Consider the following 13,624-nt stretch of genomic DNA (forward strand, 5'->3'; position numbering starts at 1 on the left):
AATGGTTTGTGTAAAAGGCGAGGGATTGATAAAATAAACCGAAAATTCCCAGTCAGGAGGAGCAGCAATGAATATAACGGGAAATACCATTTTGATTACAGGTGGAGCATCAGGGATCGGACTGGCCTTCGCTGAGCGGTTTTTAAAAGAAGGAAACAAGGTCATTGTAGCAGGCAGACGGGAAGAAAAACTGGCAGAAGCCAAAGAGAAGTACCCGGAATTGCACACAAAAGTGTGTGATGTTTCCAAAGAAGACGAACGCATCGCTCTGTTTGAATGGGCATCCAGTGAATTTCCAGATCTCAATGTACTCGTAAATAACGCAGGCATTCAGCAGCGCGTCAATTTGCAAAACGCCGACCATGACTGGAGTTATTATCAAAAGGAGATGGCGATCAATATTGAAGGTCCTATCCATTTGTCCATGCTGTTTATTCCACACCTGAAGAAACAAAAAAGGGCAGCCATCATGAACATAACGTCAGGGCTGGCGATACAGCCTGGTGTCTGGGTTCCGATTTATAGTGCGACAAAAGCGGCCATGCATTCCTTTACGCTGACACTGAGATATCAGCTCGAAGACACGAATATCGAGGTAGTGGAAATTCTGCCGCCAGCGGTGAATACGGATCTAGGCGGTGTCGGGCTGCATACGTTCGGCGCTCCGGTGGATGATTTTGCGGATACCATTTTTGAAGGACTGAAAAAAGAAAAAGTGGAGGTTGGCTACGGCGGGACAGAAGAGCGTCTTAGCGCACCGAGAGAAGAAATTGAGCAGGGGATTTTGGCAGCTTGGCAGAATTTCCTGAAAAGCAATCCCGAATTTATGAAGTGATCTTTCATCCCCTTTCAGTTGGAAAGGGGGCTTTGTTTGGTGCCAGGCACCGCTATTACACAAGTATGTAAAGGCGGTGCCTGGCACCTGGTTGTTGGCACCATTTCAAATGAAAGAGCTCTCGACGCTGTTGGCTTCACAGTAGTATTCGCTTGAGCGTTTGTATTGTTTCTTTCGGTAATAATAATCTCCGAGCTGTTCATAGCACATACGGATGTACATGAATTCATCCTTTTGCTTGAAGATCGGAAGGGCGGTCTCCTCCAGAAAGATTTTATAGTCCTCCTCGTTACGCCTTTTTTGTACCTGAAATTGGAGGATCTTCAGCAAGCAATAGGTTTCATTCAATTCCCCTTTTAAGAGCACGAGCCCCTTTTCAATCCAGCGGGTGGCATCCTCAACTTCATTCAGCTGAAAAAGGTTACTGGCGAGAAGGTAGATCGTAAGCTCCCCGCCTTGCAGTTCTTTGCGGACATTCAGTGATTTTAGGAAGTAATCGATCGCTTCCCACGGTTTCTTTTGCTTATGATAGACAATCCCCATATTATGATAGATATGTACTTTTAAATGGCCGATATCCGGCAGGGACTCTATGCCTTTCAGCGCCTTTTTAAAATAAGAGAGGGCAGTAGCATGTTTATTGATCCGGTTGTAGTTGATGCCCAACAGGATATAGCAATCGACCACTTTAAAAAATAGGATGTTTTTATTGAACTCTTCCATCGCCCGCTCGGAGTGAAAGATGGAAAGTGTGATCTTGCCCAACCGGCTGTAGATGAGTGCAAGCTGGTAATGGTATTCCGGCTCATTCACATACTCGCTTGCTTTTAAATACAGCTCCAGCGCTTTTTGAAAGCGTCCTTTTAAGTATTCATTCAAACCTGAAAAGTAAAAATAGTACGCTTCAATCTCTTTTGGCATATACGCCATGTATTTTTCAGCAAAAGCCAGCTGTTCTTCTGCCTGTTTAAAATCCCTTATAAGAAGAAAATGGCGAGTCGCAGCCAAGTGAAACATCGTTAAGAGTTCTATGTCGGAGATGCCTTTAATCTTCTTCTCAATCGCTATGTAATGTTCGGTGGAGGCCGGCCGGTTTCTCGCTTTTATATCTTCATACCAGTCAAAAATCATCTTCTTGATGCCATCGGCTGAGGAGGATTGCAGCAGCTCATCGTATTCTATATTCAGCCTTTTGCAAAGCAAAATAAGAATTTCCCGAGAAGGGACGATGCTGTTGTTCTCGACTTTACTAAGGTAGGGAACTGAACATATGCCAGAAGTGAGCTCTTTTTGGGTAAGTTTGTTTTTTTCTCTGAAATATTTTATTTTCTCCCCTCTAATCATGATTCACCTCTTCATCTATTCTATTTTTTTCTATATCATATCATAGAAAAAAACGGATTTTTCCTATAATATACATAATTTTACCGAATTACAACCTTATTTGTCTGTAAATGGTAATAAGGTTCGAAAGAATGGGGAATAAGTCGAATTTCCTAGGAAATAATCTGTCGATACCTGTTCATATTTACTGTTTTTATAAGTGAAAAAGGACTTGAGCCGTGAAGGAAGAAAGTTAGGCATAGGGAAATTTAAAAAAGGAGTTGAAGCTTTTGAAAAAGCGTATTGGAATCGTAGGAAGCGGAACGGCCGGATTGCAGCTGGCTTACGCTTTAAAGGATGATTTTGAAGTCATCATGGTTTGTCATCGTACACCAGAACAGCTGCGCAGCGGCCGGATCATGTCCACGCAGGTACATTTCGGGCCGACACGTGCCCGCGAGGAACGTTTTCATATGCCGAAATGGGAAAGCAATTCATTGATTGAAAGTATTCATATCACGGTCGGGGATCAAAAGCTGTTTGCAGGGATGCTTGAAAAAACAGGTTTATCCGTCGATCAGCGCCTGGCTTACTCTCGCTATGCTGAAGATTTGGAAAGAGCTGGTGTTTCCTTTCAGCAGAGGAAGGTGGAAAAAGAGGACATTGAAGAATTGCGTGACGAATTTGATCTGGTCATTGACTGTACAGGGAAAAACGGCCCCCTTGTCCCGTTTCCGATTGAAAAAGAACTTACCCCGTTTCAAAACCCACAGCGTAAGAGTATCGTAGGATATTTTAAAGGAGTAAAGCCCATCTCTCCTCTTGGGGTCAACGTGACGGTGATCCCGGAACTCGGGGAGATGTTTGAGATTCCGTCTGAAACGGAGTACGGTCCTGTTACCATCCTTTTCATTACAGCCGTTCCAGAGGGGCCGTTGGATATGTTTAAAGGCATTAAGACACCTGAAGCATTCACGATTAAAATGAGAGAAGCCGTTGAGATGTTTTTCCCGCACATCCATGAGCGAATAGTGGATTTAGAGTTTGCCCTATGTGATGAGAACGGCTTCTTACAGATCGCGATTACACCTGAAGTACGTATCCCTTATCTCAACAAGAACGGCAGGCTGTACCTGGGCTGTGGAGACAGCGTGATTCTCAACGACCCGATCACCGGACAGGGAAGCAATCTCTCATCCTATTGTGCGGAAAAATTATCTGACCTGCTGATCGAACATAAGCATGCGGATAATTGGGATGAAGAGATGGGACGTTTATACTGGGAACGGATCAAGCCGTTTGTTAAAGAGGTGACAGAGTGGACGAACGCGATGATTCAGCCTCTTCCCGGCCATATCGTTCAGATGCTGCTCAGTGCTGCAGAAGATCAGCAAAAAGCGGATAAAATCGCCCGCTGGTTCGAAAACCCATCCACCGCTCACGAAGCATTTCTCACGAAGGTTTAAAGATTGAGGGTGCCAGGCACCAGTTTTACACACTTGTGTAATCTCGGTGCCTGGCACCCTTTTGTCTAGTCTTATCACCCTGTTTTAGCAAATTTTAGTAACTTAGTCTAGTACCTCCATCCCTTTTTCTTTTTTACAATAGAATGACAGAGATAGAGCAGGCGGTGATGTTATGATTTTTGATAAGCAAAAATACAGGATGCAGGCAGAGATGCTGGATTGGTATTCGCACAAAGTGAATGAATCGATGCAAAAGCTCGACCAGCTTAGATGGGGTCGAAACCGTGTGCTGACAAAAGGGGATACGTGGGGAAGTAAAAGCAAAGCTACATACCTGCAAATCATGTCAGAAAGTGCAAGCACTACTTTGCTTCGGCAAGTACAGGAGAACAATTGAAAGAAGCGTTAAAAAGGGAAGCCGCCCGGCTAAGAGAAATGGCAGATGAAATGGAGAGGCAGGAGAAACTCGATGAGTCAAATAAACGTCAAGCCCGATGAACTCGAAGCTCTGGCCAAGGATATAGAGAAATTAGAAGATCAGTGCGACGACATAAAAGATGCGCTAAAATGGAACTTCGAACAATGATTATTATGAACTCTTCTTAGGTAATAATATTTACTTTTTTGGAACTGCCAGTGTTGATCGTCCACTAGTTTACATTCTTACTCAAGTCTAATAAGGTAATCGTTCAAAAAAGGTAGTGCTTAATTTCGATAGTACATGATTTTTGTATACGTTTAAAAAATAGTGAAAAGCCCTGGATAAACTCATCCAGGGCTTCCCTTATCATTCTACCTAGAAAACTCTCCCTCCAGCGCCTTCACAATCTCCTCCACCGACTGTCCTTGTCCGCTCTGAACAGCGGCGAGGAACGCGCCCTCAACAAGCGGAACATCCGCAAATTGAATGGTACGGCCACCGGTATAGAGCTCGAGTGCCATCTCGGCGTTCATGGTCGCGGAGCCAATATCAGTTAAGATGATGGCGTCGTCGGTTATGGCAGAGAAAGCTTCTTCAATCCTGGAGACGTCTGTGCCTATTTTCCCCCCCTCCAGGCCCGCCGCATTATGAATCTCCACATCTGATGCCATCTCAGCGAGGAGTTCTTTGAGACCGTCCGCCAATTTTTCGCTATGAGATACAAGAATGAGATTAACCATTCAGCACCTCCGCAATCTGGCGAAGCAGAATGGAGCTGGATAGGGCACCCGGATCCTGAACACCCTTGGTGGCGTCGCCGAAATAGGAGGCCCGTCCTTTAGTTGCCTTTAATTCCTTCGTATCTGCCAATGCGTTTTCAATGACCGTTTCAAGCGGTTCAGCACCCATTAGAGCTTCAGTAAACGGCTCCCAAACATCCAACATGGTCTTTTGGCCGGTTTGTGATTTTCCGCGGGCGGCAACGCCTTCAACGGCCTCACGAAAACCGTCGTACAGTTGATCACCCTCAACCGCTTCTTTTCCGTTCCATTTGGACGCGAATTTTACAAAGACAGTGCCGAAAAGGGGACCGGATGCACCGCCGACCGTCTTGATCAACGTCATGCCGACAAGCTTGGAAAGCTCACCGAGATCTTCAAAAGGATCCTTGCCCTGCAGTTCTTTTTTTAACGCCTGAAAACCGCGTGACATGTTAATGCCGTGGTCACCGTCTCCAATCTCCCGGTCAAGGTCTGTGAGTTCGTCTTTTTGCTGTTCGATCTGATCTGCTGTGTTTAGCAGCGCTTGTTGTAATGCTTCTGCAGTTAGTTTCATTTTTATTCACCTCTCACTGGAAATCCGATCGTATTTGATGGGGCATCCAAGTACCCGAGTAATTCATCGTCCACGGCAAGCAGTGTGATGGAAAATCCGTGCATCTCTAGTGCTGTCATATAGTTTCCTGTATAGCTGCGCTCTATTTTATAATCTTGCTGTTCCAATTGTTCACTCACATATTTATAGGTCAGATAAAGCTCGGACACTGGTGTTCCTCCCATACCGTTCACCATGACGGCGATCCGTTTGTCGGTCACTTCTGAGGTGAGTTTATCCAGCAGCTGAGCGACGATCTCTTTTACCGAAGCAATGGGTTTCCGCTCAATGCCTTTCTCTCCATGGATCCCTATACCGATCTCCATTTCATCCTTAGGCAGCTCGAAGCCTGGTTTTCCGCTTTCCGGCATATAGCAGGGGGAGAGGGCCATTCCGATGGACCGCACTTGGCGAATCGCTTTTTCGGCGACCTGTTTTACCTCTTTTAACGATTTTCCTGAAGCGGCTGCAGCACCGGCAATTTTATGAACGAACACCGTACCGGCCACACCGCGTCTGTCATCATGGTTTTGGATGGCGATATCATCATTGACGATCACTGTCTCTACCTGGATGCCTTCGAGCTCTGCCAGTTCCTTGGCCATGTCAAAGTTCATCACATCGCCTGAATAGTTTTTGACGATCAGCAGGACACCAGCACCTCCGTCTGCCGCCTTGATCCCTTCGAGCACCATGTCCGGTGTCGGGGAGGTGAATATTTCCCCGCAGACCGCCGCACTAAGCATGCCTTCCCCAACATAGCCTGCATGAGCGGGTTCGTGTCCGCTTCCTCCGCCGGAAACGAGTCCGACCTTTCCTGAAGGGGTACCGCCTTTTCTTTTTATCAGATTTACGCCTTCCACTCTTTCATAATGACCGGGGTGGGAGCGTACGAGTCCGTCAACGATGTCTGATACGAATTGATTGGGATCCTGCATGAGTTTATCCAACATTCATCTCTCCTTATCTGCTTGAAATCGAGTACGGATAAGAACCCGTTACTATAACTTTCGCCTGAAATCTAGAAAACTGTCAAGGAATTAAAACGCTTTCTTATTATTCCCCGCGCCTTTTTGTTTGAATCATAGAAAAGCTTCAGGGTGAAATTAGTCGGTGTTATCCGCATCATCCGTTTGCAATTACCGGATCATCAAGCGCGGCATGTACGCCCCAATAATAAAATAGGAGAGAGACCCGCCACGAGGGTGTCCCAAGGGGCATGGATTAAATGATCGGTTTTTGCTCCAGGTCCGTAGCTTCCGGCATAGGACATGGCGAGCAGAAATAAATAGTAGATAATGAGCCACCATCCGGATTTTAGGTGGAGCTTAACTATTTCTTTCGTATGCGATGGTTCACGATAGGCAAAAACGAAATATAGAATAAGAGACAGGATGGTGATCGGTATGATGAACGAAACGACCTTCCATTTGCTCCAATAGATGACGAGTGTCGCACCGACAAAAGCGAGCGGTGTGACGATTTTGGCCGCACGGAGCAGGAATGGGCGTTCCAGCTTTGGTACTTTATGGCGAAGGGACATTAAAGAGACCGGCCCGACGATGAAGGTTAGCGCTTTTAACGAGGTGCTGGCGTCCACTAAATCTGCCCATGCCTGGAATCGGTATGGCAGCATCCAAATGATGGCCAGGACAAGAGCGAGCCAAAGGGCAGTTCTGCCGCCTTTAAAAGCACCTCCTTATTCGTTCACTTTGTGTACAAGTATAGTTAAATTTCCCTGAAATTCTCCCGTATAAACCGCGGCAAAAATAAAAACCAGTTCTTTCAGGTTTTGACCTGAGAAACTGGCTTCTTTTCTACCTTTTTATCATATTGAAATGCGCGTTCAGCTGCCCCCTGATCATCGTATCCCGCAACTGCTCTTTTCTTGTTCGTTCCTCTGCTTTTTTCAGCTCCTTTCTGATCTCATGCGTCTGAACCCCGTCTTCTCTCTTGTCTGCTATGCTCATCAGCATCTCCACATCTGAAAAGGAATACTTGCGTGTGCCTTTTTCTGTCCGGGCAGGAAAGATTAAATTCCGCTCCTCATAATACCGGATCTGCCTGACCGATAACCCCGTTAATTCTTTAACCGTGCCGATGGAAATCACTTTTTTCTCTTTATATGATGAACTCTCATTAGACACCCACATCACTCCTTTGTCAGTGGTGGCACGAAGTTCTTTCCATTACTATAATGTTTTCTTACGCTAAAGAAAAGGAGTATGTTAGATTTTCTCACATGAGTTTTTGCCATCTGAAAAAAGTGCGTAAGGTAATCTTACAGGTTAGGGGATTTTCCTGTTTTCCTTTTTTATAATAGCCTTAACATTTCCGGGTAACTGAGGAGGGATCGCGTGAAGACATTGCTTTGGCAGTTTGGGATCATCCTTATGGCCTTAGGAGCCGGTAACGCAGCGTCGGCGTTCTTTCATCTGCCGCTGCCGGGAAGCATCATCGGGATGTTTTTGCTGTTAGCTGGCCTTCTCACAGGGATTGTCAAACTGGAATGGGTGGAAGGTGCCGCGAACTATCATCTCCGGCACATGACGCTCTTGTTTATCCCGCCGGTTGTAGGTCTCTTTTTGAACTGGGGAACCGTTCATGTCCAGATATGGAAGGCCCTGATCGTGCTTTCATTGAGCAGTTTATGTATTTTGCTTGGCACAGGATTTTCTGTTGAATATTACGAAAAACGAAAGAGGAGGAGAGATTCATGAGCATGATGTTAGGGAACGCCATGATGAGTATTGTAACGACCGGCCTTGCGTATGCTTTTGGCCTTAAAGTCTACCGCAGAAGCAATCACAATGTCTGGCTCAATCCGTTATATACGGTCACGCTGCTTCTGTTTCTCCTGCTGCCTTTTCTTCATATGGATGTAAAAACATATGAACAAGGAAGCAGCATCTTTTCCATTCTTCTTCAAACAGGCATAGTCTCGCTTGCTATTCCTGTTTATAAACAATATCCGCTCATTAAAAAAAATATAAAGAAGATTACGGTGGGGATTGTCAGCGGGGGAATAGCTGGAGTAGCTTCTGCTGGCGCATTCGCTGTTCTGCTCGGCTTTAAAGGGAACGTGGTCGCTTCCATGCTTCCAAAAGCAGCCACGCTGCCGGTAGCGCTGTCTGTCTCAGATACATTGGGAGGAACGTCTTCTTTGACGATTTTATTTGTGCTGGTTTCTGCATTATTCTCCCTCATCGTCGGTCCCCGGGTGCTTGACCGATGCAACATTAAAAGTAAAACAGCCCGCGGACTCGCGATGGGGATTTCCGCACAGGCGCTCGGAGCGAACCGGTCGTTTCAGTGGGGAGAAGAAGAAGGTGCCATGGGAAGCGTCGGCATGACGACAACTGCCATTCTGGTTTCGGTTTTCATTCCAGCGGGCATGATAATAACGGCGTATTTATAAAAGGAGGGGATCATTCAGCATGGAACAGAAAAAACAGACCCTGATCACAAAGCTGATCGATGCAGGCTACTATAAATCAGAGAACGGCCACCTGCACGAACTGAGCATAGAAGAGCTCTTAAAGGAATACCAGACAATCAAGCTGATCGATGGTGGTGCCAGGCACCGCCATTACACAAGTATGTAATCGCGGTGCCTGGCACCCCATGATAAAAACACCTTCCTCTCAGAAGGTGTTTTTATCATGGGGTTTATTAAATAAAACAGTGAATATTTAATAAATGATTTTATTAACATGGTTAAAATACAAAAAAAGAACTAGATTACCATAATAATCGTTCATAAAGAATTATCGTATGGAATGAAAAAACCAAATAGAGATGGAAACAACCATAAAGGAGGAAGAGAAAGGGGAGAAAACTAATTTTTGAGCAAAAAGTGCCGAATCGAGGGTTCCCTTTAGACGGGTAGAAGGGAAATCGCAATAAGGGCTCTGTTGCGCCTCATGAAGGGCCGAATTTCCGTTGGAAGACAAATCCAGATTCGCTTGTGAATGGCGTTCCGGAATAATCATCCGCGGTCATGGCTACAGGCGGAGTAAATGGGAAACACAAGCTCATCTGATCATGGAAGCCTCCATCCAAGGGGTTAATGACTCATACTTGGTGATTTTAATCATCGGCATCCTTTTTTTCCTTCTCGCCTTCTTTATTAAACGCGTGGATCAAGCTCCCGAAATAAAGTCATCAAACATTCACCTGGACAAAGCAGTCATCGTAAAAGCTTGATTCAATACGTGGCTTTTTTTAAGAATATCTATCTAATGAAAACCGCATGGATTTGGGCGGTTTTCCTTTTGGGTCTGTAACTTTTTCCACTTTGGTTCGTATATGTGGTATGGTTTGTTTAGATGAACTTACAGATTCTTACTTCTTGCCGCATAGATTATTGGAGGAATGATGAATGGCTGAAAGAGCTGAGAAGAAGAACCAGTCTAAGTTCTGGACGGTTCTTGCCGCAATCGGTGTGTTTTTGCTTGGAAAATTAAAATGGGTTTTTGGATTATTAAAACTGGGAAAATTTGCGACGCTTATCTCCATGATCGTGTCCCTCGGTGCGTATGCCGTTTTTTATGGATGGAAATTTGCTGTAGCTCTCGTGTACCTGCTATTTGTTCATGAGATGGGCCACCTGGTGGCGATGAAACGAAAGGGTATACCGACATCTCCAGCCATTTTTATCCCGTTCATGGGTGCGGTTGTTGGGATGAAGGAAATGCCGAAGAACGCGAAGGATGAGGCATTTGTGGCCTATGCTGGTCCGCTGTTCGGCTTGCTGTCGTTTTTGCCGGCCGTTTATTTGTATGAGACTCAAGGGTCTCCGTTCTGGGGGCTGGTCGTCTTTCTTGGCGCCATGCTGAACTTGTTTAATCTGTTTCCGGTATCTCCGCTGGACGGCGGCCGGATTGTTGGAGTCCTCTCTACAAAATTATGGCTGATCGGGCTCATTTGTATGATCCCGTATATGTTTATTTCACCCGATCCGATCATCTTTTTAATCTTCTTGTTCGGAATCGCTACTTGGTGGAAACGGGTACGTGAGGATTATGTTCTTCAGGAGAGCAGCCAGGCACTGGAAATCTACCGTAAAGAGGAAGAAAAGGTCCATTCCCTTGTGAAGGAAATGGACGAATACAGGGAGCTCCCTAATTTTCCGTATATCGTCGACACATTTATCGATGAGGGAAGGGTGAAGCAGGAGCGGTTGATGCGCCAGGTTCCTGCCGGATGGAATATTCCTTTCTTCCATGATAAGAAACGGCTGAAAAAAGCCGCCTTGCTGACAAAGCTGGAACTCCTCGCAAAGCGGGAGAAATGGTTCCTCTTTATTTTTAAAGAGGAAGTGATGAAAGAACGGGAGAAAGCACGGCTCCTCTCTGAAAGAGCCATTGATACCGAAGAAGATGATCATTGGGAAGAACCGGAGGCCGGCCGTCCTGAACGGGTCGTTGAAGCATACCTATCTGCTGTAAGAGATGAAGCGGATAAACAGCAGGAAGAAGTCGGCCGACGTAAAAACTATTACGTCGCGAACATGAAAACGAAAATTACAGTGCTGATCCTGTATCTTGCACTTGCTGGTGTATTGTCCTACTTTGCCGTATACGGTCATACCATCATGGAAGTCCACCGCGAGCTGTTGACGAGATAGGCCTTTTTTAGGTGCCAGGCAACGCCATTACACACTTGTGTAAACGCGGTGCCTGGCACCCTTTTTATTTAATAAATGCTCTGAATTTTCATATAAACTTTACCTCTAGCAGCCGATAAAAAGGAAAACAAAACTATCTGCAGCTTTAGGGGGATCAGAGGATGTTTAAAAAATTACAGTCTAAACTAATGGTATCCATCGGTATATTAGTAGCATTATCGCTAATCACCGTTTCTTTGTTTACCTACCGGCAAACGAGCGGGGAAATGCAATCCAGTATTGAACAACAGGCAACGGGGGTTACCGGTCATTTAAAGAAAACAACTGAAATGTATCTGACACTATATGGGGATACCATTGAACGCTACAGCCGTGACAGCAGGGTAATCAGTTATCTTCAAACCTTGGAAAAAGATGAAAAGAAAGGCCTGGGTCAAAAGTGGCCATTGGTAGACGATGATTATCAAACTTTTCTTCAATTGAATAAAAACGCAGCCGTTTTATATGTCGGGGCTGCAACAAAGCAATTTAAAACGACGCCTAAAATTGATCTGCCGCCTGGATTTGATCCAACATCGCGGCCATGGTATCAGAAGGCTGTGAAACAGCCGGATCAAATTTTATGGACGGACCCCTATATTGACGCAAGCTCGGGAGAATATGTAGTGACAGTCGCCAAAAGTATTGTTGAGCCTGGAAGCAGCAGGGTCCTGGGAGTACTTGGGCTTGATTTAAGCTTGGCTGGTTTATCCAAGATAATCAATGAAACCAATGTCGGGTATAAAGGGTATCCCATACTTTTGGATGGGAAAGGTATTGCTTTAGTTCATCCGGCACAGCAAAAGAAAAACCTTTCTAAAACAAGTTATGTAAAGAAGGTTTTGGGAAGCCATGACGGATTGGTTCATTACACAGGCAAAAGCAGCAAGTATTACCTGTTTTATCAGACGATCGATAAAACCCATTGGAAAATAGGAGTCGTATACGACCAAAAGGTATTAATGGCCGGTGCTGCTAAGCAAGGGAAAATCATGCTGTTGATTACGGTGCTATCCGTTATTGCTTCGTTGATCGTTACGTATTTTCTTTCGCGCAGCATCGCTAGACCGATAATTGAAATGCGAAATAAAATGGAACTGGTTGCTGAAGGGAACCTGACGATAAAATTGCAGGAAAAAGGAAGAGATGAGATTGCTCAATTAACCGTTCATTTCAACAAAATGGTGGATGATATAAGAAGATTGATCAGTTCAGTGGAAACTTCCATTTTCCAAGTGACCGATTCAGCGTCAAATCTAACCGCTGTCGCTGAAGAGACGATAGCTACTAGTGATGAAGTGGCTACTGCCGTGACAGAAATTGCTGCAGGGGCAACGAAGCAGGCCGAGGATGCAGAAGAAACCAATAACAGGACACTTGAACTGTCAAACCATATACAAGAGCTTCATAGCCAGACAGACAAGATGCTGGGCTTATCCGATCAGGCTTTTGAAGCGAATCAGACAGGAATAGCCAAGATCACCCTGCTGGATGAAAAATCGAAAGAGACGGGCAGCGTGCTAGAAACCATAGGCATCGTTATCGGTGGGCTTTCGGAAAAAGTACAGGAAATCGAAGAAGTGGTCCAAACCATCACGGACATATCCAATCAAACGAATCTGCTCGCCCTCAACGCCAGCATAGAAGCTGCGAGAGCTGGTGAAAGCGGCAAAGGGTTTGCCGTTGTAGCAAATGAAGTAAGAAAACTTGCTGAGCAATCCAAACACGCAACGGAACGTATCCGACGAACGATTGAAGGGATTGAGACTGAGACAGAACGTGCAGTAAAAGAGATGGAGAACACAAGAAATATCTCTGTTGAGCAAAAAGAGAGTGTGAAGAACACCATTCAGGCTTTTCGCCTTATTTCAAGTACGGTCCTGCAAATTGTTGAATCCATTTCCGGCGTTAAAAAAGAGGTTGAATTTGTTCGATCCTTTAAGGAAGAAGTTGTAGCATCCATTCAAAATATCGCAGCGGTAGCGGAACAATCTGCAGCCGCCTCACAACAAGTCAGCGCTTCAACGGATGAGCAATTACGCGCGCTTGACAGTGTGGCTCAATCAGCAAATGAACTGAACGCGGCGAGCAGCCATTTACAGGATCAGATCAAACACTTTAGCCTCGCACCGTAAATCATCGGATTTCAATACGAAGCACAGCCTTTACACCGTGTAAAGGCTGTGCTTCATTTTCATTTCCTAATCCCATATACAATCAGCCCAAGACCAGCCAGCACCCATAACAGCTTTCCAGTACTGATCTTCGCGGTAATGCCGACAAGACCCAAGGACATGGTAGAGAAAAAAATGATCGGACCGATAATGGACAAGGTGGAATTGATCAGCAGTGCTTTTTCAACCGAATTAAAGCGAAGCATTAAAAATGCAGCAGATACCTCACACAGGCCGGACACCATTCGAATCAGAGCCATTCCAAGAACAACCTTCTCAAACACCTGAAACATCTATTCAACCCCCATGCGGGTGCCAGGCACCTAGATTACACACATATGTAAAAGCGGTGCCTGGCACCGC

At 45.4% G+C, this 13,624-nt stretch carries 16 protein-coding genes; 9 read left to right on the forward strand and 7 right to left on the reverse strand.

What is annotated here, in order from left to right; all coding sequences use genetic code 11:
- Positions 1-67: 67 nt before the first annotated feature.
- Positions 68-835, forward strand: coding sequence for an SDR family oxidoreductase (locus tag QYF49_RS03195; RefSeq protein WP_290398179.1), 768 nt, complete (start codon positions 68-70; stop codon positions 833-835).
- Between the two features lie 105 nt (positions 836-940).
- On the opposite strand, the gene QYF49_RS03200 is transcribed toward QYF49_RS03195, so the two are convergent.
- Complete coding sequence (locus QYF49_RS03200; RefSeq protein WP_290398180.1) at positions 941-2,179, reverse strand: tetratricopeptide repeat protein; 1,239 nt, start codon at positions 2,177-2,179, stop codon at positions 941-943.
- A 269-nt stretch (positions 2,180-2,448) separates the two neighbouring features.
- Between QYF49_RS03200 and QYF49_RS03205 the strand changes: the two genes are divergently transcribed.
- Complete coding sequence (locus QYF49_RS03205; RefSeq protein WP_290398181.1) at positions 2,449-3,624, forward strand: styrene monooxygenase/indole monooxygenase family protein; 1,176 nt, start codon at positions 2,449-2,451, stop codon at positions 3,622-3,624.
- 172 nt (positions 3,625-3,796) lie between these two features.
- Complete coding sequence (locus QYF49_RS03210; protein WP_290398182.1) at positions 3,797-4,021, forward strand: hypothetical protein; 225 nt, start codon at positions 3,797-3,799, stop codon at positions 4,019-4,021.
- A gap of 395 nt (positions 4,022-4,416) precedes the next feature.
- Here QYF49_RS03210 and dhaM read toward each other — a convergent pair whose 3' ends face one another.
- The 5 genes from dhaM to QYF49_RS03235 form a co-directional block, all read right to left on the reverse strand.
- Positions 4,417-4,785: a dihydroxyacetone kinase phosphoryl donor subunit DhaM gene (gene dhaM / locus QYF49_RS03215; RefSeq protein WP_290398183.1), complete on the reverse strand. Its 369-nt coding sequence runs from the start codon at positions 4,783-4,785 to the stop codon at positions 4,417-4,419.
- Positions 4,778-5,380: a dihydroxyacetone kinase subunit DhaL gene (gene dhaL / locus QYF49_RS03220; protein WP_290398184.1), complete on the reverse strand. Its 603-nt coding sequence runs from the start codon at positions 5,378-5,380 to the stop codon at positions 4,778-4,780. The genes dhaM and dhaL overlap by 8 nt, the downstream gene beginning before the upstream one ends.
- Before the next feature lie 2 nt (positions 5,381-5,382).
- Positions 5,383-6,369, reverse strand: a complete 987-nt coding sequence (dhaK, locus tag QYF49_RS03225) for a dihydroxyacetone kinase subunit DhaK (protein WP_290399030.1) — start codon at positions 6,367-6,369, stop codon at positions 5,383-5,385.
- Between the two features lie 200 nt (positions 6,370-6,569).
- A complete protein-coding gene (locus tag QYF49_RS03230; RefSeq protein ID WP_290398185.1) occupies positions 6,570-7,019 on the reverse strand; it encodes a hypothetical protein in 450 nt (149 codons plus the stop codon).
- A 217-nt stretch (positions 7,020-7,236) separates the two neighbouring features.
- On the reverse strand, positions 7,237-7,566 hold the full coding sequence (locus QYF49_RS03235; protein WP_290398186.1) for a MerR family transcriptional regulator: 330 nt from the start codon (positions 7,564-7,566) through the stop codon (positions 7,237-7,239).
- A 210-nt stretch (positions 7,567-7,776) separates the two neighbouring features.
- Here QYF49_RS03235 and QYF49_RS03240 point away from each other — a divergent pair, with 210 nt between their 5' ends.
- The 6 genes from QYF49_RS03240 to QYF49_RS03265 all read left to right on the forward strand — a co-directional run bounded on the left by QYF49_RS03240 (position 7,777) and on the right by QYF49_RS03265 (position 13,222).
- Positions 7,777-8,139: a CidA/LrgA family protein gene (locus QYF49_RS03240; protein ID WP_290398187.1), complete on the forward strand. Its 363-nt coding sequence runs from the start codon at positions 7,777-7,779 to the stop codon at positions 8,137-8,139.
- A complete protein-coding gene (locus QYF49_RS03245; protein ID WP_290398188.1) occupies positions 8,136-8,837 on the forward strand; it encodes an LrgB family protein in 702 nt (233 codons plus the stop codon). Before QYF49_RS03240 ends, QYF49_RS03245 begins: the two co-directional genes overlap by 4 nt.
- A gap of 19 nt (positions 8,838-8,856) precedes the next feature.
- Positions 8,857-9,024, forward strand: a complete 168-nt coding sequence (locus QYF49_RS03250) for a Fur-regulated basic protein FbpA (RefSeq protein WP_290398189.1) — start codon at positions 8,857-8,859, stop codon at positions 9,022-9,024.
- 337 nt (positions 9,025-9,361) lie between these two features.
- Positions 9,362-9,625: a hypothetical protein gene (locus tag QYF49_RS03255; protein WP_290398190.1), complete on the forward strand. Its 264-nt coding sequence runs from the start codon at positions 9,362-9,364 to the stop codon at positions 9,623-9,625.
- A 175-nt stretch (positions 9,626-9,800) separates the two neighbouring features.
- The gene (locus tag QYF49_RS03260; RefSeq protein WP_290398191.1) at positions 9,801-11,048 is read left to right on the forward strand and encodes a site-2 protease family protein; all 1,248 of its coding nucleotides are present in this window, start codon (positions 9,801-9,803) and stop codon (positions 11,046-11,048) included.
- Positions 11,049-11,209: 161 nt separating this feature from the next.
- Positions 11,210-13,222: a methyl-accepting chemotaxis protein gene (locus tag QYF49_RS03265; RefSeq protein ID WP_290398192.1), complete on the forward strand. Its 2,013-nt coding sequence runs from the start codon at positions 11,210-11,212 to the stop codon at positions 13,220-13,222.
- A 59-nt stretch (positions 13,223-13,281) separates the two neighbouring features.
- Here QYF49_RS03265 and QYF49_RS03270 read toward each other — a convergent pair whose 3' ends face one another.
- Complete coding sequence (locus QYF49_RS03270; RefSeq protein WP_290398193.1) at positions 13,282-13,554, reverse strand: YqhV family protein; 273 nt, start codon at positions 13,552-13,554, stop codon at positions 13,282-13,284.
- Positions 13,555-13,624: the final 70 nt, after the last annotated feature.

Source organism: Fictibacillus terranigra (assembly GCF_030412265.1).
Taxonomy (GTDB): Bacteria; Bacillota; Bacilli; order Bacillales; family Fictibacillaceae; genus Fictibacillus_C; species Fictibacillus_C terrinigri.